Annotated in this window: 21 protein-coding genes; 8 read left to right on the top strand and 13 right to left on the bottom strand. The window is 63.9% G+C overall.

Annotated elements, in window-relative coordinates; translation table 11 throughout:
• Positions 1 to 2: 2 nt before the first annotated feature.
• Both CQY20_RS17590 and CQY20_RS17585 read right to left on the bottom strand, forming a co-directional pair.
• Entirely contained in the window at positions 3 to 788 is a 786-nt protein-coding gene (locus CQY20_RS17590; protein ID WP_097941361.1) for an SDR family oxidoreductase, read from the bottom strand.
• Between the two features lie 118 nt (positions 789 to 906).
• On the bottom strand, positions 907 to 1,539 hold the full coding sequence (locus CQY20_RS17585; RefSeq protein WP_097941360.1) for a TetR/AcrR family transcriptional regulator: 633 nt from the start codon (positions 1,537 to 1,539) through the stop codon (positions 907 to 909).
• A 39-nt stretch (positions 1,540 to 1,578) separates the two neighbouring features.
• Between CQY20_RS17585 and CQY20_RS17580 the strand changes: the two genes are divergently transcribed.
• On the top strand, positions 1,579 to 2,718 hold the full coding sequence (locus CQY20_RS17580) for an ABC transporter substrate-binding protein (RefSeq protein WP_097941359.1): 1,140 nt from the start codon (positions 1,579 to 1,581) through the stop codon (positions 2,716 to 2,718).
• Here the strand turns inward: CQY20_RS17580 and CQY20_RS17575 are convergent.
• A complete protein-coding gene (locus CQY20_RS17575; RefSeq protein WP_097941358.1) occupies positions 2,695 to 3,783 on the bottom strand; it encodes an NAD(P)H-dependent amine dehydrogenase family protein in 1,089 nt (362 codons plus the stop codon). The genes CQY20_RS17580 and CQY20_RS17575 overlap by 24 nt on opposite strands.
• A gap of 123 nt (positions 3,784 to 3,906) precedes the next feature.
• Here CQY20_RS17575 and CQY20_RS17570 point away from each other — a divergent pair, with 123 nt between their 5' ends.
• The 5 genes from CQY20_RS17570 (at position 3,907) to CQY20_RS17550 (ending at position 9,719) form a co-directional block, all read left to right on the top strand.
• The gene (locus CQY20_RS17570; protein WP_097941357.1) at positions 3,907 to 5,145 is read left to right on the top strand and encodes a cytochrome P450; all 1,239 of its coding nucleotides are present in this window, start codon (positions 3,907 to 3,909) and stop codon (positions 5,143 to 5,145) included.
• Between the two features lie 78 nt (positions 5,146 to 5,223).
• Positions 5,224 to 6,066 carry an SDR family oxidoreductase gene (locus tag CQY20_RS17565; protein ID WP_097941356.1) on the top strand — a complete coding sequence of 281 codons (843 nt, stop codon included), beginning with the start codon at positions 5,224 to 5,226 and terminating at the stop codon, positions 6,064 to 6,066.
• Positions 6,067 to 6,263: 197 nt separating this feature from the next.
• Positions 6,264 to 7,493: a cytochrome P450 gene (locus CQY20_RS17560; protein WP_097941355.1), complete on the top strand. Its 1,230-nt coding sequence runs from the start codon at positions 6,264 to 6,266 to the stop codon at positions 7,491 to 7,493.
• 1 nt (position 7,494) lies between these two features.
• Positions 7,495 to 8,559, top strand: coding sequence for a spirocyclase AveC family protein (locus tag CQY20_RS17555; protein ID WP_234816293.1), 1,065 nt, complete (start codon positions 7,495 to 7,497; stop codon positions 8,557 to 8,559).
• Between the two features lie 62 nt (positions 8,560 to 8,621).
• Positions 8,622 to 9,719, top strand: coding sequence for a dihydrodipicolinate reductase (locus tag CQY20_RS17550; RefSeq protein WP_174814655.1), 1,098 nt, complete (start codon positions 8,622 to 8,624; stop codon positions 9,717 to 9,719).
• A 67-nt stretch (positions 9,720 to 9,786) separates the two neighbouring features.
• Here the strand turns inward: CQY20_RS17550 and CQY20_RS17545 are convergent, their stop codons facing one another.
• Both CQY20_RS17545 and CQY20_RS17540 read right to left on the bottom strand, forming a co-directional pair.
• The gene (locus CQY20_RS17545; RefSeq protein WP_165789271.1) at positions 9,787 to 10,863 is read right to left on the bottom strand and encodes an NAD(P)H-dependent amine dehydrogenase family protein; all 1,077 of its coding nucleotides are present in this window, start codon (positions 10,861 to 10,863) and stop codon (positions 9,787 to 9,789) included.
• 55 nt (positions 10,864 to 10,918) lie between these two features.
• Complete coding sequence (locus tag CQY20_RS17540) at positions 10,919 to 12,541, bottom strand: class I adenylate-forming enzyme family protein (protein WP_097941354.1); 1,623 nt, start codon at positions 12,539 to 12,541, stop codon at positions 10,919 to 10,921.
• A 180-nt stretch (positions 12,542 to 12,721) separates the two neighbouring features.
• Here CQY20_RS17540 and CQY20_RS17535 point away from each other — a divergent pair, with 180 nt between their 5' ends.
• Both CQY20_RS17535 and CQY20_RS17530 read left to right on the top strand, forming a co-directional pair.
• Entirely contained in the window at positions 12,722 to 13,927 is a 1,206-nt protein-coding gene (locus CQY20_RS17535) for a CaiB/BaiF CoA transferase family protein (protein WP_234816292.1), read from the top strand.
• Positions 13,924 to 15,153, top strand: a complete 1,230-nt coding sequence (locus CQY20_RS17530) for a cytochrome P450 (RefSeq protein WP_097941352.1) — start codon at positions 13,924 to 13,926, stop codon at positions 15,151 to 15,153. The genes CQY20_RS17535 and CQY20_RS17530 overlap by 4 nt, the downstream gene beginning before the upstream one ends.
• 3 nt (positions 15,154 to 15,156) lie before the next feature.
• Here the strand turns inward: CQY20_RS17530 and CQY20_RS17525 are convergent, their stop codons facing one another.
• The 8 genes from CQY20_RS17525 to CQY20_RS17490 are packed head-to-tail and all read right to left on the bottom strand — an operon-like array spanning position 15,157 to position 21,902.
• Positions 15,157 to 15,753: a TetR/AcrR family transcriptional regulator gene (locus CQY20_RS17525; protein WP_097941351.1), complete on the bottom strand. Its 597-nt coding sequence runs from the start codon at positions 15,751 to 15,753 to the stop codon at positions 15,157 to 15,159.
• 29 nt (positions 15,754 to 15,782) lie between these two features.
• A complete protein-coding gene (locus CQY20_RS17520) occupies positions 15,783 to 16,952 on the bottom strand; it encodes a lipid-transfer protein (protein WP_097941350.1) in 1,170 nt (389 codons plus the stop codon).
• Positions 16,949 to 17,425, bottom strand: coding sequence for a MaoC family dehydratase (locus CQY20_RS17515; RefSeq protein WP_097941349.1), 477 nt, complete (start codon positions 17,423 to 17,425; stop codon positions 16,949 to 16,951). The genes CQY20_RS17520 and CQY20_RS17515 overlap by 4 nt, the downstream gene beginning before the upstream one ends.
• Positions 17,422 to 18,534 carry an acyl-CoA dehydrogenase family protein gene (locus CQY20_RS17510; protein ID WP_097941348.1) on the bottom strand — a complete coding sequence of 371 codons (1,113 nt, stop codon included), beginning with the start codon at positions 18,532 to 18,534 and terminating at the stop codon, positions 17,422 to 17,424. Before CQY20_RS17510 ends, CQY20_RS17515 begins: the two co-directional genes overlap by 4 nt.
• 17 nt (positions 18,535 to 18,551) lie before the next feature.
• Positions 18,552 to 18,965 carry a Zn-ribbon domain-containing OB-fold protein gene (locus CQY20_RS17505; protein WP_097941347.1) on the bottom strand — a complete coding sequence of 138 codons (414 nt, stop codon included), beginning with the start codon at positions 18,963 to 18,965 and terminating at the stop codon, positions 18,552 to 18,554.
• The gene (locus CQY20_RS17500; RefSeq protein ID WP_097941346.1) at positions 18,965 to 19,537 is read right to left on the bottom strand and encodes an FAS1-like dehydratase domain-containing protein; all 573 of its coding nucleotides are present in this window, start codon (positions 19,535 to 19,537) and stop codon (positions 18,965 to 18,967) included. Before CQY20_RS17500 ends, CQY20_RS17505 begins: the two co-directional genes overlap by 1 nt.
• A 13-nt stretch (positions 19,538 to 19,550) precedes the next feature.
• Positions 19,551 to 20,732, bottom strand: coding sequence for an acyl-CoA dehydrogenase family protein (locus CQY20_RS17495; protein ID WP_097941345.1), 1,182 nt, complete (start codon positions 20,730 to 20,732; stop codon positions 19,551 to 19,553).
• Positions 20,733 to 21,902, bottom strand: a complete 1,170-nt coding sequence (locus tag CQY20_RS17490; RefSeq protein ID WP_097941373.1) for a cytochrome P450 — start codon at positions 21,900 to 21,902, stop codon at positions 20,733 to 20,735.
• Between the last annotated feature and the right edge of the window lie 217 nt (positions 21,903 to 22,119).

The raw sequence follows: 22,119 nt of genomic DNA, 5'->3' as shown, positions 1-22,119 counted from the left end.
CTTCACCACTGTCGTAGTTCCTTGACCGCATCGGCCGGTCGCGGAGCCAGTGTCAGGTAGGGCACGAAACTGCTACTGCCGCATTCAAGTACGGAGTGCACAACACCGACGAGATGGTCGGCGTCGACAAGGCCGCCTTGCATGTAACCGTGCTCCATCCAGTATCTGATTGCGGTGTCGAGGGCCTGCGGATCCCAGTGCTTGTTGAATTCGGTCTGTGAGTCGCCCTCGCCGCCGAAGCTGTCGCCGACTGCGAGCCGGGTGAACCCGATGTTGGGATGTTCGATGCGCCACGCTTCGACGAGTTTGTCCAGCGCGGCCTTGCTGACCGCATAGGCGCCCAGCATCGGCCAGGGTGACGAGTAGGACGCGCTGAGCGACGACAGATACACGGCCGATCCCGCCGACGCGGCCAGATGCGGCGCGGCCGCAGCGGTGATCAAGGACGCGCCGGTGACGTTGGTGGCAAACAGCTGCGCCCACTGTGCGCTGGTGACGTCGGCAAGGGGAGCCAGCACGCCCATTCCCGTCGTGTACACAAGGGCATCCAGGCCGCCGAACGCACCCACGGCCGCCGCGATGGACCGTTGGCACTCGTCGGCGTCGGTGACGTCGCAGGCGATTGCCGCCGCACCGTTGCCCGCTTCGTCGGCGGCCCTGACCAGTCGGTCGTGGCGCCGCGCAAGGAAGGCGACCTTGGCGCCTCTGTGCACCAAGCCGACGCCGATGCAACGGCCCAAACCCGCCGACGCTCCCACGACAGCGACGCGGAGGGCGCGCTCAGACATAGGTCTCCCTTGGCCAGCTGACGAGAGTGAGATTATCATCTGCGAGAGCGACTATATACAGTTATTGATAATCGGTGTTTTCAACCCATATCCGCGAGCGGAGGGAAGGGCCAAAAAGTCAACGTCGCACTGCGTTTCGTGGCTGCACCGCGAAGCTCAACAAGAGATGGTCGAGCACTTTGGCGGCCCGCTGCCGTGCTCGCCGTGGGTGGGTGGCATGGGCGACCAGCAGCGCGCCTTCCTCGACAACCGCGACAACCATGTGCGTCAGCTCGCCGACGGGTTGATCCTCGATGACACCTTCTGCAATCGCTTCCCGAACCATTTGGTTGATCAGGGCAATGCTGTTGCTTTCTTGAATCGCACGCAGCGTCTGCCAGCCGAGCACCACCGGTGCATCGAGCAGCATCACCTGCTGGACTTCGGGCTCGAGCGCCGACTCGAGGAACCCGTGGAGGCCGGCGCAGAGCCGCTGCCACGAATCGGCTCCTGATGGTGGCGAGGCCAGCGAGCGCAGTGTCAAATCCCGCTCGACCTCTTCGAAGACGGCCCGGAAGAGTTCGGCCTTGTCCTTGAAATGGTGGTAGAAGGCGCCCCTCGTGCCAACTCCCGACGCTGCGACAAGCTCGCCGATGCTGGTATCGAAATAGCCCTTTTCCACAAACAGGGTTCGACCCGCTTCGACAAGCCTGCGTCGAGTCTGATCACCGCGTGCCCGACGTTCGGACTCGGTGCCGCCTCGTCTGGCCATGTCGGCATGCTACCAACATGCATGTTGTATGTTGCGCGTATGGCAGACGATGACGTTCGTGCATACGGATTGGTGGCACCACTGAAAGTCGGCCTACTGAACGACTATCCAACGAGAGCAGGCGTCGAAAACGACACACTCGACACCCTGCGAATGGTGTTCGACGAGGCCGTTGCCGACGGAGTCGTCGATCGCACCATCGAATTGGTTGAGCGTAACGTGATCGGCCTGCCCAACGGCACCTACCAGGCGGTGGAACAAGGCTACGACGAACTCGTCGCCGACGGCTGCCTGGTGATCTTCGGCCCGTATGTCTCCGACAACGCCGTCCCGCTGGCGGCGCACGCCGCCCGGATGGCAAAGGTGCCCAACATCATCCTGTCGGGTTCGGAGGGGGCCCTCAGCGAGTGGACCTTCGCTTTGAACAACGGGTCCATGCCCGAAGAGCCCGTGATGCTGGCGGCGGTGATGATCGGCGACGGCCGATCACGCATCGCCATCGCCTACGAGGCGTCCCTGATCGGCAAGGAGTACCTCGCCTTCGCCGAGAGAGCCTACTCGGCAGCCGGGCTGAAAATCGTTGCGACAGTTCCCATACCTCAGGTCGAGGCGGACAAGACCGAGGTGGTCAAGGCACTGCGCGCAGCCGATCCGGATGCCGTCGTGCATGTCGGCTTCGGGCACGGCCTATGGGGCTTTTCCGATGCGCTGGCGGCGGCGGGCTGGGATCCACCGAGATATACCACCACCGCGTTCGAGATGGCCCACATCAGTGCGGAATGGATGCGGCATCTGTCCGGCTGGATCGGGTTGGACAGCTATGACGAGCGCAACCGTGTCGGACAGGATTTCCTCGACCGGTTCCAGGCCAGGTACGGCCGTCGGCCCACGCATTCGATGCCCGGTCTCTGTCGCGATGTCGCCACGGTCATCGTCCGTGGCCTGGCCGCGGCGCGGCCGTTGACCGGGGAGGGTGTCAAGGGCGGGCTGGAGCAGGTCAAGCTCATCCCTTCGGCCAGCGGTGCGCCGGGCACGTTTCTACGGTTCGGCCGTTACATCCGCCAGGGGTGGATGGGCACCGACTACTTGATCGCCCGGCGTGTGCTGCCCGACGGCACCGGCCACGTGTTCCATGCCACGCCCAGCCAATTCATCTCACGGGCGGTTGGCGCCGGCTAGCTGGATTGCTCCGAAGACCGGCGCGGTGACGATCCCTGGCGGCTGTGCGAGCACGTAGGGGATCGCGCGGACGGCGCTCATGGCGATCATCAGGTGACCCGGCTGCGCATGCCGGCCGGTGGGCGCTTCTGCGTCCCAGCCGACATCGAGCTGCAGCTCGAAACTCGGATCACCTTTGATGACAGCGCGGATCAAGGGCGCCTTCTCGCCGGGAGCCAGCGGCCGAAGCCCCCACTGAGGAAGGTCGCGCGTGAGCACCCACTCCTCGTGTACCGCGAGCAGCGGACGCTCCGACCAGTGGCCTACCCATGAAAATCGCTGTCCGACAACAGTTCCAGCTGCGATTGTTCCTGCCGGCACCTCGAGGTCGTAGGGCAACGTGGTGGCGTCCACCGACACGTCGATGCGCGACAGGGTGATGCCAAGGACCTCGGCGGTCGCGTTGAGCGTTTGCCGGTAGGCGATGTCGAGCTTTCCGATGATCGGGGAGTCGACGCTGACCTCCTCGGGCGGTCTGCCCATACCCATCAGGTCGATCAGCATTGGCCGGCTCTCGACAGCGGAGACGTCGGTGGCTTCGTAAAGGTCGATCCGATCGATCGTCTTGCTCAGCCCGGTCACCGTGGCGACGAGCCGCTCGAGCATGAAGCCCGGATTCTCGCCTGCGGCGTGAAAGCGCGACCCGCCGTTACGACACGCCTCGATGAACGCTGATTCGGTGTCGGCGCCGTATGTCGGCAGATGGTTGTACGAGGTCGTCGACACGACGTTGGTACCGGCGGTGAGCAGCCGGCAGATGTCTTCGGCATTGGTCTCCACTGCGTGGGCCTTACTCGCGGCGTGGACGACGACGTCAGCCCCCAGGTCGATGATCTCGTCCTTGTCGGTCGTGGCACGCACACCCGTGGTGGTCGGCGAGCCGCAGAGCGCACCGGCGTCCTGACCGGCTTTGGCGGGGTCGTAGACCAGGACACCGACCAACTGAAAATCAGGATTCTCAACAAGCTCCTGCAAGGCGGCCCGTCCCACGGCCCCGGTCGCCCATTGGACTGCTCGAATAGCCAATCAATCGCTCCTGGTTGATCTTTCGCGATCACGCCGATTAGCGGCGGCATCAACCTACATTATGTAGGTTTCAACCACCAGGGTGTATGTTGGATCGGCGATGCCACAGTGAGGAGCCGTCGTATGACAGAGCCGGCGACCGTCGAGGAACTCGAACAGAGCATTCGTGATGCCCAGAACAGGTTCAACGCCGGGATGGGCGCCGACGGCGACGCGTCGCCCTACCCGATGCTGGCGAAGCTGCGCGCCCAAGCACCGGTGCATGGGGGGTGGCCGGAGATGGGCATGGTCGGCAATTCCGGTGACGGAGCGCCGACATTCACGGCCTACACGTTCGACACCGTCAAAGCGATCTTCACCGACAACATCACGTTCAGCACCCGCTGCTATGAGGACGTCGTGCGGCCACTGCAGGGTCCGACCATCCTCGAGATGCAGGAACCCGAACACGCGATCTACCGCAAACTGCACGAATTCGCCTTCGCGCGCTCGTCGATGAAGCGGTGGGACGCCGAGTTGGTCGGCCCGCTGGTCGACAAGACCATCGGCAAGATCAAGGACACCAAGCAGGCCGACCTCGTCGACTCGGTGTTCATGCCGATTCCGGTGCGAGTGATCGCCGCGCTGCTGGGGCTGCCGGATTCCGACGTGCTGCACTTTCACCGGCTCGCGATCGATCTGCTGGGCTTCCGAGGCGACATGGACTGCGCACTGGCGGCATCCGCGAAGCTCAAAGAGTATTTCGTCGGGATCCTGGCTGAAAAGCGGAAGGCTCCCAAAGACGACATGGTGTCGATCCTCGCCGAGGCAGAAGTCAACGGCGTCAAGATGACCGACGAGCAGATATACGGGTTCATGCGCAATCTGCTACCCGCCGGTGCGGAGACGACGTCACGGTCGACCGCCAATCTCGCCTACGCGTTGCTCAGCCATCCCGACCAGTTGGAGGCGGTGCGCGCCGACCGCAGCCTGCTGCCGCAGGCCATCGAGGAAGGCATCCGCTGGGAGACCCCACTGTTGAACTTCATGCGGGAGGTCACCTGCGACACCGAGATCGGCGGTGTGCAGATCCCTGCCGGCGCGACGATGATGCTCAACCTCGGTAGCGCGAACCACGACGAGACTCGGTGGGAGGAACCCGAGCAATTCAATATCTTCCGCGAACGAAAACCACACATCGGATTCGCCCACGGCGCTCACGTCTGCCTTGGAATGCATCTAGCGCGGCTGGAGACCACCAAGATCTTCAACGCCCTCTTCGACGAACTACCTGCGCTGCGCCTCGACCCCGACGGCCCCGCGCCCTACATCACCGGCATGATGTTCCGGTCGCCAACCCGCCTAGATGTGGTGTGGGATTGAGGCGTCACGGCCGTTGCAGAGACGGTGATAACGTGAGTTCTCGCATTCGGTAAATGAAGTTCTCGACAGGGGCGTTCCATGCAGGATGTGCTGGGGTATGAGGGCAAGTCGGTCGTCGTGACCGGCGCGGCGTCGGGTATGGGGCAGGCGGTCGCGCAGATCCTCATCGATCTGGGCGCGACGGTCACCGCACTCGACATCAAGCCGACGACCGTCGCCGCCTCCATAACGCTGCAAGTCGACCTGCGTGACAGAGCGAACATCGACCAGGTCGCGGAATCCATCGACGGCCCGGTCGACGGGCTCTTCAGCTGTGCGGGGCTTCCCGGTCCGCCGTTCAGCGAATGGGACACGATCCTGGTGAACTTCGTCGGCGCACGGCACCTGGCCGAGCGTCTCGTGCCGAAGATGCCCGAAGGATCTGCCATCAGCGTGATTTCGTCGTCGGCCGCGATCGGCTGGCAGGACCACATCAAGGTGATCACCGGATTGCTCGAGACCGCCGGATTCGAGGCGGCCGTCGAATGGCTGACGGCCAACGAGAAGGTCTGGTCGTGGAGCGGCTACGCGTACTCGAAGTACATCATCGACGCATGGGTGGGCTGGTGGTACGCCGAACTGGCCCGCCGAGGCATCAGGATCAACTGCATCAACCCGGGGCCGACCGAGACAGCGATGATGCCGGCCTTTCAACAACTGATGGGCAAGGAGACCGTCGACCAGGCCGTCGGCCCGGTCGGCCGGTACTCCACTCCCGAGGAGCAGGCCTGGCCGTTGGTCTGTCTGGGCAGCCCGCGCTTCAGCTATGTCGGCGGCGAGGTGCTGTGGACCGACGGCGGTTGGAACGGCGCCATGACGATGGGCCGACACCAGGCGCAGTGGGCCGACACGGCCGCCGCCGAGATGTCGAAGAACAGCTAAGGGTCCCGGAAAGACGCTCGCTTTCAGCTGAAGTCCGAGCCGCGCGACGTTGACCAGTGACATAACCGTGACGCCAGATAAGCTGCCGCCAGGGTGATTTTCTCTGAAACCCAGCCCGGCCAACGTCACAGGAAGGTACGTGTACGTCCGTACCATCCTGAGCGCGCACGTTCGAGGACGAGCCGCGAGAATCCGCCATGACGGCGTGCGATAAAGCCTATTCTCGCGATGTGACCTACAGGGTGAAGGTTGGGCCGTACTACGACCCGTTCGACTTCGACATCGACGACGATCCTTACCCCGTGTGGAAAAGGCTGCGCGACGAAGCGCCGCTCTACCGAAACGACAAGTACGGCTTCTACGCGTTGAGCAGGCACTCAGACGTCGCCCGCGAACTGGCCAACTGGGAGGATTACCGCTCGGGCAAGGGCACCACCATCGACATCATCCTCAATGGGGTCGAGGTACCGCCTGGCATCATCCTGTTCGAAGGCCCCCCGATGCACGACTTTCACCGTCGGTTGTTGTCGGGCGTGTTCACGCCACGGCGCATGGCTGCCATCGAACCGCTGGCGCGAGAGTTCTGCCGGCGCGCATTGGAGCCACTCGAGAACGCGGAGACATTCGACTTCATCGCCGACCTCGGAGCATGGATGCCGATGCGCACCATCGGATACCTGTTGGGCATACCGGAGGACAAGCAGATCGCCATCCGCCGGAACACCGACCGGCTTCTCGAACTCAAGGACGGCGAACTCGTCGATGTGGCCGACGACATGCTGACGCGACAAGGCTCGATGCTGGAAGAGTTCATCGATTGGCGCTACGAGCACCCATCCGACGATCTGATGACCGAGCTGGTCAACGCCGAGATCGAGGAAGGTGACGGTAACCGTCGGCGATTGACCCGCGAAGAGGTGTTGACTTATACCGGCACCCTCGTCGGCGCGGGAAACGAGACGACGACGCGGCTGATCGGCTTTGCCGGACAACTGCTGTCGGACCACCCCGACCAACGCCGCGAACTAGCAGCAGATTTCAGTCTTATCCCGGCGGCGATCGAGGAGGTGCTTCGCTACGAGGCACCGTCGCCTGTACAGGCACGACATGTCGCTCGTGATGTTGAATTCTATGGCCAGACAGTCGCCGAGGGCTCGGTGATGCTGCTGATCAACGGTTCGGCGAATCGGGACGAACGACAATACCCGGACGCGGACCGGTTCTACATCCACCGGCAGGCCACACACTTGTCATTCGGCCGCGGAATTCATTTTTGCCTTGGCGCCGCGCTCGCGCGGATGCAAGCACGCGTGGCACTCGAGGAGGTTCTGATCCGGTGGCCGGAGTGGGAAGTCGATTACGCGGCGGCCAAACGCGCTCACACCACCAGCGTCAGAGGGTGGGCCACGCTTCCGGTGGCGGTCTGAGGTGACCAATACCGTTGACCGTAAGCCGAACCCCGCTCCCGGAGAATCGGCCGAGGAACACTTCTCGCCGTGGCCTGCCAGGATCGGGTGGTCGCTGTTTGTCATCACCTACCTGACGTTCGCCATCGTGACGATCGCGAATATTCAGACAGGCCTGCACGGAGATCCGAAAAAAGCGAACCCGAATCCCGGCCCCGATCCGTATCCGCCGTTTCTCGGCTTCGACGACTGGCCGCTGGCTGTCTCCGTCAGCTCGATCCCGTTGGCAATCGGTCTGATCGCCGTTCTGACGTGGTTGTCGTGGCGGCAACGAAAGGTGCACTGGACGGTCATCATCGCGTTCGCCGGCCTGATCGCCGGGGCGCTGGATCCGTTGGCAAACTGGGCGACGTTCGCGGTCTTCGATCCGCGCATGTTGCACTTTCCACTGTCGTGGCCGTACGTGAACATCGCACCGAATCTTGAACCAGCGCTGGCATTTCTGGGTGGCTACGCTGCTTACTATCTGCTGAACGGTCTGGGCTTTTTGAAGCTGCACGACAGGCTCTTGGATTCATTGATGCGTCGCATTGGCTGGTTGGCGCCGCGCAGGCTGCTGCGGGTGTTCATCGGTGCGACGATCGTCGCCGTCCCGATCAACGGTCTTATCCAGTTCACCTGGCTGAGAGCCGGAATCTTCTACTACACAGAGGCAGTCGGGCCGGTGCTGCATATCGGCCACATCCACTTTCCCCTGATCATGGCGGTGTACGACGCCCCGATCTTCGCCATGGTTGCGGTGATGTGCGTGCGGGACGAGGGTGGCGAACTGGTGTTGATCAACCGTCTTGCGCGCTGCTTGCCCTCGCGGCAGGGGCGTCCGAGGGTGACGCTGACTCGGCAGTTGTTGGTGTCTGTGACGGTGGGCCTGGTGTCGTTCGCTGTGCCGCTGGCCGTCTTGTCCGGGCTGCGGGAGGCGGGTCTGTCGCGGCCCTCCTTCGATCAGAACCCGTATCCGGGTGTAAACCTGTACGACCCATACGGTCATCTCGAGGTAGGCGGTAAACCGGGACCGTTCTACCGTTGACATGGTCTGTCCCGCGATGACGAGAACTGTTGCCCCGCAGGGGTGAGGAGGGTGAAAGAACTGTGACCGACTCTTCCGATCGTCGCTATCGAGTCGTCCACGTCGGCACCGGCTTGACCGGCAGGGAGGCGTTGCGCGCGGTCATCGAGGATCCCTCGCTCGATCTCGTCGGGGTGAAGGTGTCGACACCGCGAAAGGCCGGGCTGGACGCAGGCGAACTTTGCGGTGCACCACCGGTCGGCGTCTGTGCGACCGATGACCTCTCGGCTGTTCTCGCGCTGAAACCCGACTGCGTGACATATTGCGCGACCGCCGTTCGACGTGAAGAACAGGCGATCGCGGACATCGCCACCTACCTCAATGCCGGGGTCAATGTGGTGACGTTCTCGCTGATCCCGATGGTCTATCCCCGGGCCGCTCCCGCGTCATGGCGAGAAGACCTGGAAAAGGCCGCCACTCACGGTAATTCGACGTTCTACGCCACCGGCAGCGAGCCGGGGTTCATCAGCCTGAACATCCCGACAGCGCTGCTGGCCGGAGCGGGCCGAGTCGACTCGTACCGGATGGACGAATACGCGGTCGACCTCGACAAGTCATACCCGATATGGGACGTCCTGCACGAGTCGATGGGCTTCGGTAAGCCCGACGGCCATGTACCGGTGCGAATTGCGTCGGGGAAGGTCGACAAGGACTGGGGTACGGTGGTGACCTACATCGCCGACATCCTCGGATTCGAACTCGATGGAATAGAACTGGATTGGGAGACGCTGCTCGCGCCGACCGACCTTCCGACCGCACTCGGTGTGATACCCGAGGGGACGATCTGTGCGCACCGGTGGCAGCTCGCCGGAATCGTCAGAGGCCGCCCTGCCGTCGCGGTTCAGTATTTCGCGACGGTCAGCAGCACGCCGTGGCCCGACCGTTGGCCCAAGCCGGCGCGCGAAGGCCAAGGCGGAATGGTCTTCCGCGTCAACGGCAATCCCAACATGAACCTCGAACTGCACCTCGAGCAGTCGCACGACGACCGAGTGAACCCCGGTGTCGCGGCCACGGCGCTCGCGGCGGTGAACGCCATCCCGAGTGTGGTCGAGGCCCCGCCTGGCGTAATCGCCAGTCCGCTGTCCGGACCGTCGGTCGTCACCCGGCAGTCCAGCGCTTAGCCTCCCGCCACGCCGACGTCCACCGGAATGGCGGCATCGGCGTCACCGCGTCGGACCTGGGTCCGCTCTAACCGAAGTCCAGCGCGTTGCGGGGTGCCGTGATCGGCAGATCCAGCGACGTGGCGATTCCCGGCGCCGCTTCGACGACGTAAGGGATGGCGTTGACGACCCGCATGGCCGTCGCCTCCATCGCGTTGGCGTTGGCCGACTCTGGTGTGTCCTCGGTCCCGAGATTCAGGTCGCACCGAATGTGGGGTTGGCCGTCGATGATGAGCCGGTAGGTGCCGTTGGGCGCCGAAGCCCACTGGGGTGCCAGGTCGGGCGCCATCCGATTGATGTGCTCGATCGTGATCACCGGGTGGCCGTCGACGAAGCCGGTCGTCTCCGCCCGCACCGCGCCGCAGGTTCCGGCGGGAATGGCTCCGCACGCGACATGAAGATCTCGCGGGGTCAGCACCCGCTCGTAGGCCTCGGTGACCTTCTCGAGCTCGACGCCGAGGGCCTTGGCCACCAGCCCGATCGGCGGTCCCCAGGCGAACTGTTGGGCACCTTCGAGTTCGAGTAGCGGCGTGAAATCGAGCGGTTTGCCGAAGCCCATCGCGTCGATCATGAGGTCCCGGTTGGGGTATGCCGAGTAGTCGAAGATCTCCTGCGCCCGGATGGACCGGATGGTGTTCGACAGCGTGCTCAGCAGCACCGCGAGCTGGTCGCCGGCGAAACCAGGCTCGATGCCCGAGGTATAGATCGTGGCTCCTCCGGACAACGCGGCGGCACGCACCTGATCGGCCAACTGCGGGATCCACTTGTCGGGGAACATCATTCCCGGGGTGTTGGTGGTCACCACGTTCAGCCCGGCAGTGAGCAGACGGACGTAGTCGGCCACCGCGGCGGCGTCCATCTTCGCGCTGGCCGCGCCGTAGACCACACAATCGGGCTTCGACCCGATGATGTCGTCGAGATCACCGGTGGTGATCACCCCGATCGGGCCCAGCCCGACGATCTCGCCCGCGTCGCGTCCGACCTTCTCGGTGCTGTGTACCCACACCCCGACGAGGTCCAGGTGCGGCCGTCGGACGATCGCGCGGATCGACAGGCTGCTGATCCATCCGGTGGATATGACGGCGACCCGTAATGGCTTGTCAATCAACGGATGCACTCCTTGGCTCTCCTAAGTCGGGGATCGGGAGGTTGGGCCGGCTTCATGCCGTGCCGCTCACTTCAGACAGGAGAGCACTGAGTTTCTCGGCGAGCTCCGACTTCTTGACCTTGCCCGTGGCTGTGAACGGCAGCGCATCCTTGTGCGTGATCCAGATGAACTTCGGCACTTTGTATGCCGACAAGCGGCGGCGCAGAAGTGCGCGCAAAGCCTCTGCATCCAGTTGCGTGTCGCCGCGCGGCACCACCGCTGCCGCCACAATCGTTGCGTGGTTGCCGTCCTCGGCGCCGACGACATACGCCTCCAGGACACCTTCGCAGTCGGTGAGGGCCGCTTCGACTTCGCTCGGCGTGACGTTCGTCCCACCACTGGTTTTGATCAGATCGCCCAATCGACCGGTGAACTTGATCCATCCGTCGTCGTATCGGACTCCGCAATCGCCCGTTCGGTAGTAGCCGTCGGGCGTGAACACATCCTCCCGCTCACGCTTGTATAGCCGCTGCATGAGCGAGTAGCCACGCACCCAGATCTCACCGTCACCGCCCGGCGGGACCGGGTCTCCCGTCTCCGGGTTGACGAGAACATGCGTCAACCCTTCGATCGAGTATCCACCCGTCACCGAGCGATCGGCCGGCTGCGGCGGATAAGGGTCGACGCCGATGTGATTGCCGCAGAGTTCGGTCATTCCGAGCGCATTTGGGCCCTTCGGGCGGCGTTCGGGAGGCACCATCGCAGGCATGCTTGTGCGCTGCACCGAGCTGAGGTCGCGCTTCGCGAAGTCCGGGTGTTCGGCCAGCGACTTGCCTTGTTGCGGCCAACCCAGTGTGATCGTCGCGCGATGACGCTCGATCAACTCGAGCGCCTCGGCGGCGTCGAAAGCCGGTTGGGTGACGAGTGTGGCGCCGTGATGAATCACGGCGTGGATACCGGTGATCAAGCCGCCCACCCAGAAGAACGGCATCGCAGTGAACAACACAGTCTCGGCCGTGACGCCGTAGTCGAAGGTCAGGTTGTAGCTGTGACGAACCAATGTGCCGTGGGTGTGCACGGGTCCCTTCGGATCACCGGTGCTGCCCGAGGAGTAGATGATCATCACGTCGTCGGCCGGCGTCACGCACGATTCGACCTCGGCCAGGAAGTCGGCGTCGTATCGCGGTGCGAGATCGGCACCGAACCTCGTGGCCCACCGCCGGTGGCCGTTGCCCCACACCGCGATTGTGCGCAGAAACGGGGCGGCCGGGACGGCGAGCCTGCCGGGGGTGCTTTCGTCGGCCAGGCCCGGCAGCGCCTCCTCGAGGCGGTCAAGGAAGCTGTGGCCGCGGAAATCCGACCACGCGAGGATCGCACGCAGATCGGCGTGACGGGCCGTCCACGCCAGCTCAGATGCTCTGTAAAACGTGTTCAGCGGCACCGCGACCGCGCCGATACGGGTGGTCGCGAACCACGCGATCGCCCACTCGACGCTGTTGGGCATCAAAATGCCGACCTGATCGCCCTTACCCAAGCCCTCGGCCAGCAGGGCCGACGCCAACCGCGCCGACTGCCGATCGACGTCGGAATACGTCAGCGTCTTCCCGTCCGCGATGAGGAACGGCTTGTCGCCGAAGTGCTGTGCACACGACCTGATCAGCACGGGAATCGTAGGCGTCGATGGCGGAAAGGGCACGAGGTGGGAATCCTTATCGGGCTAGGATGACCTCAACAGGATAGCCATCTTCTCGGAAAACGAGAATAGTGGTTCTCGCGAAGCTGTGCGGCGCGTTTAGACTTCGAGCCGTGGACCCTGATTCGCAAATCCGAAAATGGATGTCAACGCTTGTAGGAGGCCGGCATTAACGTCGACAACGTGCTCAGCGGGGTCCGAGTGCTTGAGGTCGCGGCCTGGACATTCGTGCCTTCGGCCGGCGCGGTGCTCGCCGAGTGGGGCGCCGAAGTGATCAAGGTCGAGCCGCGTAACGGCGGCGATCCGCAGCGGGGTCTTGTCACCATGGGAATCGTCGACGAGGGCGGTGGCTCGGTCAACTACATGATCGAGATACCGAACCGCGGCAAGAAGTCGATCGGCGTCGACCTGAGCACACCGGGCGGTCGTGATGTCGTTCACGCATTGGCAAAGACCTGCGACGTGTTCCTGACCAGCTATCTGCCGGAGCGCCGGAAGAAGTTCGGCATCGACGTCGACGACATCCGGAAGGTGAATCCGGGCATTGTGTACGTGCGGGGGTCGGGTCATGGTCCCAAAGGGCCGGACGCGGACAAGCCAGGCTATGACGGAGTCTCCTATTGGGCGCGCGGCGGCATCGCCACCGCCCTGACAGAGGAAAGAGACGAACTCGTCCGGTCCCGGCCGGCGTTCGGTGATCTTCTCGGCGGCATGACCATTGCAGGCGGTATCGCCGCAGCGCTGTACAAGAAGGCGACGACCGGCAAGGGCTCGGTCGTGGACGTGTCGCTGCTCGGGCTTGCTACCTGGAACCTCAGTCCCGACGTCGCCGTCAGCCAGATACACGGCGGCACCTCGATTCCGAAATTCGGCCACGCCGATGCGCCGAACCCGTTGGTGGGTACCTACCGCACGAAAGACGGTCGCTATGTGCAGCTGATGATGCTGCAACTCGACAAGTTCTATCCCGAAGCGATGCGGGTGATCGGCCTGCCCGAGCTCATCGACGATCCGCGGTTCGCCGATCCCGCATCCCGATACGAGAATCGGGCCGACCTGATCACCCTACTCGACGAGGCGTTCGCCAAGCGCACGGTAGCCGAGTGGCGGGAAGTTCTGGCGCCGCTTTCGGGTGCGTGGGGGATAGTGCAGACACCCGGTGAACTCTGCGAGGACCCCGCCGTCACCGCGAACGGGTATGTCGCGCAGACGGAGACCGTCAACGGCGTGCCGTTCTGTATGCCCACCAACCCCGTTCAGTTCGATGAACAATCGGTGGTTCCGACGGGTGCTCCTGAGCACGGCCAACACACCGAAGAAGTTCTGTTGGACGCCGGAATCGGCTGGGACACCATCGAAGAACTGAAGAAGTCGGGAGCAATCCTGTGAACGCCACGCGGCCCGAAGTCGACAGCCGTCCCGTCGAGTTCGACCCGTTCTCCCAGGATTTCTTCGACGGCGCATATGACACCTATCGGCGGCTGCGCACCGAGGCCCCGATCTACTACAACAAGAAGTGGGATTTCTGGGCGCTGACGCGTTACGACGATGTAGCACCCGCGACGAAGGATCACGAAACCTTTTCGTCGGCCAAGGGCGCCACGTTGGACATGGTCAAGGCGCACGACGACGCGATCCCGGTGCCCAAGGTGATCACCTCCATGGATCCGCCGGAGCACCAGAAGATGCGTCGCTTGGTGAGCAATGTCTTCACCCCGCGCGCGATCGCCGCGCTGGAAGACATGGTCGCCGAGAAGATCTATGAGCGAATCGAAGCGTGCAACCCCGAGCGTTTCGACGTTGTCGCCGACTTCTCTGCGCTGTTCCCGAACGAGGTCATCACGACCATGCTCGGCGTCCCGAAAGAGGATCGAGACCAGATCCGACGCTGGCTGGATTTGCTGTTGGAACGTCGTCCCGGCGAGATCGCCGTTCCCAAAGAAGGATACGAGGCCTCGATGAAAACCGGCCTCTACTATTACGACCTCGTTCAGCGGCGCAGAACTCAACCCAGAGACGACATGATCAGCCGCCTCATCGAAACCGAAATCGAACGCGACGGTGTGGTGGAGAAGCTCACCGATGTCGATATCACCGGTTTCGCCACAATGCTCGGGGGAGCGGGCGCCGAGACGGTCACCAAACTGGTGGGTAACGCGATCGTCGCGTTCGCCGACTTCCCGGACCAGTGGCGAAGGCTTCGCGAGGACCGCAGCAAGATTCCCGCCGCGGTCGAGGAACTCCTGCGCTACGAAGCGCCGTCGCAGTATCAAATTCGCACCGCCACGCGCGACGTCACCTACTACGGCACCACGATCCCGCAGGGCGCGGCGGTTCTGCTCGTCACCGGATCGGCCCTTCGCGACGAGCGCAAGTTCGACGATCCCGACCGACTCAACATCGACCGGGAACGCAAAATGGGCTTCAACCTCGCGTTCGGCTACGGCGTGCACAGCTGCCTCGGAGCAGCGTTGGCGCGCATGGAAGCGCGCATCGCGCTCGATGCGCTCCTCGACCTCATTCCCGAATACGGGATCGACCGAAGCGGCCTGCGACGCGTGGCGATGTCGAACGTGTGTGGCTTCTCCAACGTCCCGGTGCGCAGGACCGGCTGAGGCTCACCGTCGCCGAGGACTGACGAATCCGTTAACCGCGTAGGCGCGTACGAATTCAGCTACCGCGTCGTCGTCGGGCATGTCGATGTTCGGAGACGGAGTTGTGAACAGCGAGAACAACATTCGTGCGAACCATTCGGTGGCGGATGCAACATCCAGGTCGGGGCGAACCTCTCCGGTCAGCTTGGCCGCTGTCACGTAGGGCGCGAGGAAGTCGGCGCATTCCTTCAGCAGGGTGGCCGCGTTCTTCGTCATCATGAGACTGACTTCCTCTTCGTCGAAGTACGCCTCGGGCTCGACGACCCGTCGCGCCTGGGTGACGAAGACGGCGGCGCGCACCAGCCGACCCTCGAGGGTGCTGCCTCCGTGACGATCGATGGCCTTGGCCATGTTGCGGTAGAACCGTTGCGACGCCGCCTCGGCGCAGGCTTCGACGATCGTCTCCTTGTCCCGGAAATACTCGTAGAACGTGCTGCGCGACACGTCGGCCTCGCGGGCGATGTCGACGATGGTGGTCTTCGCCAGCCCGCGTGTCCGGAAGCAGGCGAAGGCGGCGGAGATGATGGCATCACGGGTATCGACCGCAACTGATTGAGTCATGTCAGAACCCACGGGACGACATTATCGACTCAGTGGTCGGGGGCGAGGATGAGCCCGCTGGTCGGGACGCCGGTGCCGGACGTCACGAGCACATGTTCGACGTTTTCGACCTGGTTGTATGAGGTGCCGCGGACCTGTCGGACGCCCTCGGTGATCCCGTTCATCCCGTGGATGTAGGCCTCGCCGAGTAGACCGCCGTTGGTGTTGATCGGCATCCGGCCACCCAGCGAAAGGTCTTCGACCGACACGAAGTCCTTGGCTTCTCCGCGTCCACAGAACCCGAGTTCCTCGAGTTGGGTGAACACGAACGGGGTGAAGTGGTCGTAGAGAAACGCTGTCGAGATGTCGTCGGGTTTCAATCCGGAGTCGCGCCACAATTTGTCGGCGACGACACCCATCTCGGGCAGGCCCGTGATGTCCTCACGGTAGTAACTGGTCATCACCTCGCCGTTGTATGCGGCGCCCTGGGCGGCCGCGATGATCACGGCCGGCGGCTTGGCCAGGTCGCGGGCGCGTTCCACGCTGGTGACCACCATCGCCACCCCGCCGTCGCTCTCCTGGCAGCAGTCCAGCAGGCGCAGCACCGGTTCGATGATCCACCGCGATTGCTGGTGTTGCTCGATAGTGATCGGTTTCTCGTAGAACCAGGCGTCGGGGTTCTTGGCCGCATGCTTGCGGTCGATGACGGAGATCTTCCCGAAGTCGGCGTTGCTGACCCCGTAGGTGGTCATGTAGCGCTGCGCATGCAGGGCCACCCAGGCTGCCGGTGTCATGAATCCGAACGGCGCATACGGGGCCATCCACAGGGGAGTGACGCCGGGCTGTCGTCCGGCTCCACCGAACCGGAATCCCGAGCGCTCGTTGAACGCCCGGTAGCAGACGACCGCTTCGGCGGCGCCCGTGGCGACCGCCATGGCCGCCTGCATCACGGTGCCCGCAGCAGCACCGCCGCCGTGCGGTACCCGGGTGAAAAATGTGAGGTTCTCGATGCCGACGTTGCGGGCGACTTCGATCTCCTCGTTCTCATCCACGGTGAAGGTCAGCATGCCGTCGATGTCCCTGGGACGCAGGCCAGCATCGTCGATCGCGGCCTTGACCGCCTCGCAGGCCAATTGCATCTCGGTGCGGCCCGATTCCTTCGAAAACTCGGTCTGGCCGATGCCGACGAGCGCCGCTTTGCCGCCGATGCCTCGGCTCACGGCTCGACTCCCTCGAGCAGGCTGAGCACTGCCGTGCCCTTGACATGATCGCCAAGGCTGTTGCTGCCCTTGAAGGTGACCTCGACGACTCCTTCGCCGTCGCCCGCGGACTTCTCGGTCACGGTGCCTTCGAACCGCAGCGGGTCGTTCGGATACGCGGGCACACCGAGGCGGATGGACAACTTCTTGATCATCGCCTCGGGGCCTGCCCAATCGTGCAGAAACCTCACGCACAGCCCGTTGGTCGTCAGGATGTTGAGGAAGATGTCCTTGGAGCCTTGCGAATTGGCGAAGTCGCGGTCGTGGTGCACCGGCATGTAGTCACGAGACGCGATGGCTCCGGCGACGATCAGCGTGGTGGTGACGGGAATCTCCAGCGGGGTCACCTCGTCGCCGACGTTGATGGTGTTCCACGCCAGTGTGGTGGTGCGGTCGCGTCCGCCGGGGCGAGCGGTCTGTGCACTGGAGGTCATGGGTTCGGTCCTTCCGCGTATCCGTTGCCGAGCCGGGCGAGCTGTTGTGACGCCGATCCGAGCGAGAGTTCAATCTGCTTGGCCCACAGGAAGTATCGAAACAAGGGATAGGTGACGTCGATGCCCATGCCGCCGTGCACCTGTTGTGCGGACGCGGTGACCCGCGCCCCGGCCTCGGCCGCCCAGAACTTGGCAATCGCCGCCGCTCGCTGCGCAGGTCTTTCCTGCGCGATCAACCAGGCCGCATGCCACGCGGTCCACCGGATCGCTTCGGTATCGATGAAGGCGTCTGCCAGGCGCTGCTGGACCGCCTGGAACGAACCGATGGGACGCCCGAACTGTTCGCGCTGGCTCGTGTAGGACGCCGCCAGTTTCAGCGCCCGATCGACTACGCCGATCTGTGTCGCACACAAGCCGACCAGCGCCCTGTCGTAGAGCGCCCGGACGATTCCCGCATCGGCATGTTCTGCGAGCCGCCGACCGACGGCGTCGTTCAATGCGACATCGGCGAATGGCTCGCCGTTCGTTGTGGGCGTTGGCGTCAGATCGACACCGCCGCCGTCGGTTTCGACGAGAAACAGACCATCGCCGTCATCGGCGCGGGCCGACACGACGACGGCCGACGCCAGTTGCGCCGCGGGCACCAACTCCTTCGCGCCGGTGAGTCGCCACACGTCGCCGTCTGCGCGAGCCGTGGTGCGTGGTGCGGTCGGATCGGAGCCCCCGGGCTCGGCCAGCGCCGCGGTCAACAAAATGCGGCCCTCGACCACCCCCGGCAGGAAGCGCTGCTGCAGCTCCGAATCGCCGTGCCGGGCAACCGTATCGGCGCCAAGCGCCAGCGTCGAATAAACCGGTACCGGCGCAACGCTGTACCCGACCTCGCTGAGCAGCACGCACAGCTCGAGGAACCCGCCTCCGGTGCCGCCAAAGGCTTCCGGGAGCGCGATTCCGAGCAGATCGGCGGACGCCAACTCGGACCACAGCGCGGCGTCGTAGCGGATCTCGCCCGATTCGAGTTCGGTCAGATGCTCCGGTGTCGCACGGTGCTCGAAGAGCTGGCGGGCGACCTTGGCGACCGCCTCCTGCTCGTCGTTGAAAGTGAAGTCCATTCCTGTCTGTCTTCCACTTATCGGGCGGGCCGGAACTGGTGCAACACCAGCTCCTCGCCGCTGGGGATCGCCGAAAACGTCTCATAGATGACCTCGACGGGCATCCCGACTTCGATTGCTTCGGGTTCGATCTCGCACAGATTCGACACGATGCGAACGCCCTCGTCGAGTTCGACGAGCGCTACGACGTAGGGGTATTGGAGAAAAGGCAGAGGCGGGTACTGCGGCATGACGAAGCTGTAGACCGTGCCGCGGCCGTCCGAAACGACATAGTCCCAGTTCAGCGACTGGCAGGTGCCGCACATCGGGCGCGGCGGAACCCGCAACGTCTTGCAGTCCGTGCACCGTTGAATACGAAGCTCGTGCTCCTTGAGCCCGGACCAGAAGAACGCGGTGTCCGGGCTGATCGACGGGGCGAGTCGGCTGGCCATCAGTTGCCTGCCGTTCCGGCGGGGCCGCCCGTCTTGAAGCGCAGGGTGCGGAACCACTGGCGGCCGATGACTTCGCCGTTCTGATCGCGGTACGTGGTGACCCACGTGACGAAGAAGCCGTAGCCCATGGCCGTCTTCTTCTCCTCCGATATCGACTCGAACACCGTCTCGGAGGTGATCTCGTCTCCGACTCGGGGATAGCGCTCGATCTCGAATTCGGAGTTCGTCGCGATGATGCCGGTGTAGCCGGCGTCGGAGAGGAACTGCAGCGGGTTCGTCTTGATCTCGATCGGCACACCGCCGCGTTCATGGATGCCCTCCAGCTTCGGCGGCGGCATCGTCCAGCTCTGCAGCATCACGGGTGGAGACACGATCCCGCCGTATCGGGAGTTCTGCGCGAAGTCGGGGTCGAGATAGGCCGGGTTCATGTCGCCCAAGGCGTATGCCCAGTGCCGGATCATCGCGGTGTTCACCGGATCGGGCGCATGGACGGGCTTGCCGACGCCGTCGGTGGGTGTGCCGATGAGAGCGTCGAGGCGTTCGCGCAACTCGTCTTTGGTTGAGTCGGTCACAGCTGTATTCCTTTCAGGACACCCGCGTGTCGCGGGGTGCGCGCGGCATCCCGAGCCCGGCCATCGCGATGATGTCGCGCTGCAATTCGTTCGCGCCGCCGCCAAAAGTGTTGATGACAGCCAGTCGGTAGGCGCTTTCGAGTTCTCCCTTCAGCGGTGCGGTCGCACCCTTGCGGCTGCCGGCCTGCCCGACCACGTCGAGCAGTTCCCGGGCCACCTGTTGAGTGAGCTCTGTGCCGAAAACCTTTGCCGCGGACGCTTCTCCCATGCCGAGCGCGCCGGAGCTCATGGTGGTGTTGACACGCAAGTTCAGCAAGCGGTACGCCGCAACCTGCGCCTCGACGCGTGCCAGCGCCTGCTGCACCCACGGCTGGTCGATCACCCGGCCGTCGTCGAGTGGCGTGGTTGTTGCCCACTCCAAGGTCTTGGCGAACAACGGTTCGAGCGCACCGAGGTTGCCGAGCGCCGCTCGTTCGAGGTTGAGCTGGTTGGTCACCAGCTTCCAACCCTGATTCTCGCCGAGCACGATGGCGCTCTCCGGTACGCGTACGTCGTCGTAGAACGTGTAGTAGGTCGACACCCCGGGCATGGTGTGCAAGGGCTTCCACGAAAAGCCGGGAGAGTCGGTCGGCACGATGAACACCGTGATGCCCTTGTGTTTCTTGGCTTCGGGATCGGTCCGCGCCGCCAGCCAGATGTAATCGGCGAATTCCGCACCGCTGGTGAACATCTTGGAGCCGCTGATGACGAACTCGTCCCCGTCACGCACCGCCGTGGTGCGCAGCGACGCGAGGTCGCTGCCTGCACTGGGCTCGGAGTACCCGATCGCGAAGTCGACGGCGCCCTTCAGTATTGCGGGCAGAAACTTCTGCTTCTGCTCCTCGGTGCCGTACTGGATGAGCGTCGGACCGACGGTGTTGAGCGTGATCATCGGCAACGGGGCGTGCGCGCGGCGTGCCTCCTCGCTGAAGATGTATTGCTCCAGCGCGGTCAGCCCACGCCCGCCGTACTCCACCGGCCACGCCACGCCGAGTAGGCCGGCCTCGCCGAGGGCGCGTCTGCACTCCGCTACGGCGGGGCCGCCCTCCATCAGATTCGAGACGGCGGCCCGCCGCTCCGGGGTCATCACGGCCTCCAGGCGCTCCCGGAATTCCGCGCGGAGCCGCTCCTGTTCGGGGGTGTAGTCGAAATCCATTCAGGCACCGGCTCCGAGGCGCACCGGCATGCGCTTGACACCCGGCACCATCGTCGCGCGCAGCCGGGTCACGTCGCCGGTCAGTTCGATGCTGGGGTAGGCGCCCAGCAGCACTTCGAACATGATCCTGGCCTCGAGCCGTGCCAGTTGCGCGCCGAGGCAGGCATGCTCACCGGCGCCGAATGCGATGTGCGGATTCGGGTTTCGTGTGATATTAAACTCTTCACTGGTCGGGCCGAAGATCTCGTCATCGCGGTTCGCCGAACCGTAGAGCATCACCACTGTGTCACCGGCCGCGATCTTCTGCCCGCGGATTTCGACATCGGCGGTGGCTCTTCGCGCCATGTGTGTCACCGGACTGGTGAACCTCAGCATCTCCTCGACGGCGCAGGTCAACAGCGAGGGGTCGGCCTGAAGCATCGCGAACTGCTCTGGATGGCTCAGCAGCGCCATCGTTCCGAGCGCGATGAGGTTGCGGGTGGTCTCGTTGCCTGCGACCAGCAGCAGGAACGAAAAGTTCAATAGGTCTGTGTCCGTGAGCCGTTCGCCGTCGACTTCTGCGGCGGCCAGGATGCTCAACAGATCGTCCCCGGCTACCTTGCCGGAGCGCCTGGCGTCGATCAGCTCCGTGAAGTATTCGTACAGCTCGCCGAGTGCCACCAGGTGATTGAGCTCGATGTCGGGGTCGGCAGTTCCGACGGCCGCATCGGACCAGGTGCGGAACTTTTCCCAGTCTTCGGGTGGAGCGCCGAGCATCTCGGCGATCATCCGTGTCGGCAGAGGCGCGGCGATCTCCTCGGCGAATTCGTACTCGCGGGAGGGGTCGATGCTATCGACGATCCCATTGACGATCTTGCGCACCGTCGGTTCCAGCAACGCCACCTGGCGACGGGTGAATCCCGAGTTGATGAGCTTGCGCAGCTGGCGGTGTCGCGGCGGATCCGTGAAGATCAGGTTCCCTTCTTGAACGGGCTCGGGTTGGCTGGGATCCGGAATGGTGATGCCGTGCGTCGACGAGAACAGCATCGGATGACCGGACACGAAGCGCACGTCCTCGTACTTGGTCAGCGCCCAGAAGTTCGTGATGTCGTTCCACACCACCGGAGTTCTCTCGCGTAGTTCTCGATACGCCGGGTACGGGTCGCCCGCGTAGAAGTCGGGGGAGTGCAGAGGGTGAGCGGACGTCGGGCGGGACGTGGATTCAGTGGGCACGGCACTCCTCAACGCATCGGCCATCAGACAGATAATGCTCTTGTGTCCGGCGCCCTTGTGTCTACAGGACCCCCGATGGCGGTGTCAATGTTCATTGTCGCAGGAAAATGGCGGCTACCGTTGACTACGTGGCGCAGGCAGGTGTACACACAACGCACAGATGTCGGGCAGTTTG

The sequence above is a fragment of the Mycolicibacterium agri genome (assembly GCF_002553505.1).
In the GTDB taxonomy this organism is placed as follows: domain Bacteria; phylum Actinomycetota; class Actinomycetes; order Mycobacteriales; family Mycobacteriaceae; genus Mycobacterium; species Mycobacterium agri.
Note: the sequence above shows the minus strand (reverse complement) of the source record. Positions and strands in the feature narration are given on the sequence as shown.

Coding starts and splice junctions, on each gene's coding strand:
- CQY20_RS17590 (WP_097941361.1), bottom strand. CDS start 788: ATGTCTGAGCGCGCCCTCCGCGTCGCTGTCGTGGGAGCGTCGGCGGGT.
- CQY20_RS17585 (WP_097941360.1), bottom strand. CDS start 1,539: ATGGCCAGACGAGGCGGCACCGAGTCCGAACGTCGGGCACGCGGTGAT.
- CQY20_RS17580 (WP_097941359.1), top strand. CDS start 1,579: ATGGCAGACGATGACGTTCGTGCATACGGATTGGTGGCACCACTGAAA.
- CQY20_RS17570 (WP_097941357.1), top strand. CDS start 3,907: ATGACAGAGCCGGCGACCGTCGAGGAACTCGAACAGAGCATTCGTGAT.
- CQY20_RS17565 (WP_097941356.1), top strand. CDS start 5,224: ATGCAGGATGTGCTGGGGTATGAGGGCAAGTCGGTCGTCGTGACCGGC.
- CQY20_RS17560 (WP_097941355.1), top strand. CDS start 6,264: ATGACGGCGTGCGATAAAGCCTATTCTCGCGATGTGACCTACAGGGTG.
- CQY20_RS17525 (WP_097941351.1), bottom strand. CDS start 15,753: ATGACTCAATCAGTTGCGGTCGATACCCGTGATGCCATCATCTCCGCC.
- CQY20_RS17515 (WP_097941349.1), bottom strand. CDS start 17,425: ATGACCTCCAGTGCACAGACCGCTCGCCCCGGCGGACGCGACCGCACC.
- CQY20_RS17510 (WP_097941348.1), bottom strand. CDS start 18,534: ATGGACTTCACTTTCAACGACGAGCAGGAGGCGGTCGCCAAGGTCGCC.
- CQY20_RS17505 (WP_097941347.1), bottom strand. CDS start 18,965: ATGGCCAGCCGACTCGCCCCGTCGATCAGCCCGGACACCGCGTTCTTC.
- CQY20_RS17495 (WP_097941345.1), bottom strand. CDS start 20,732: ATGGATTTCGACTACACCCCCGAACAGGAGCGGCTCCGCGCGGAATTC.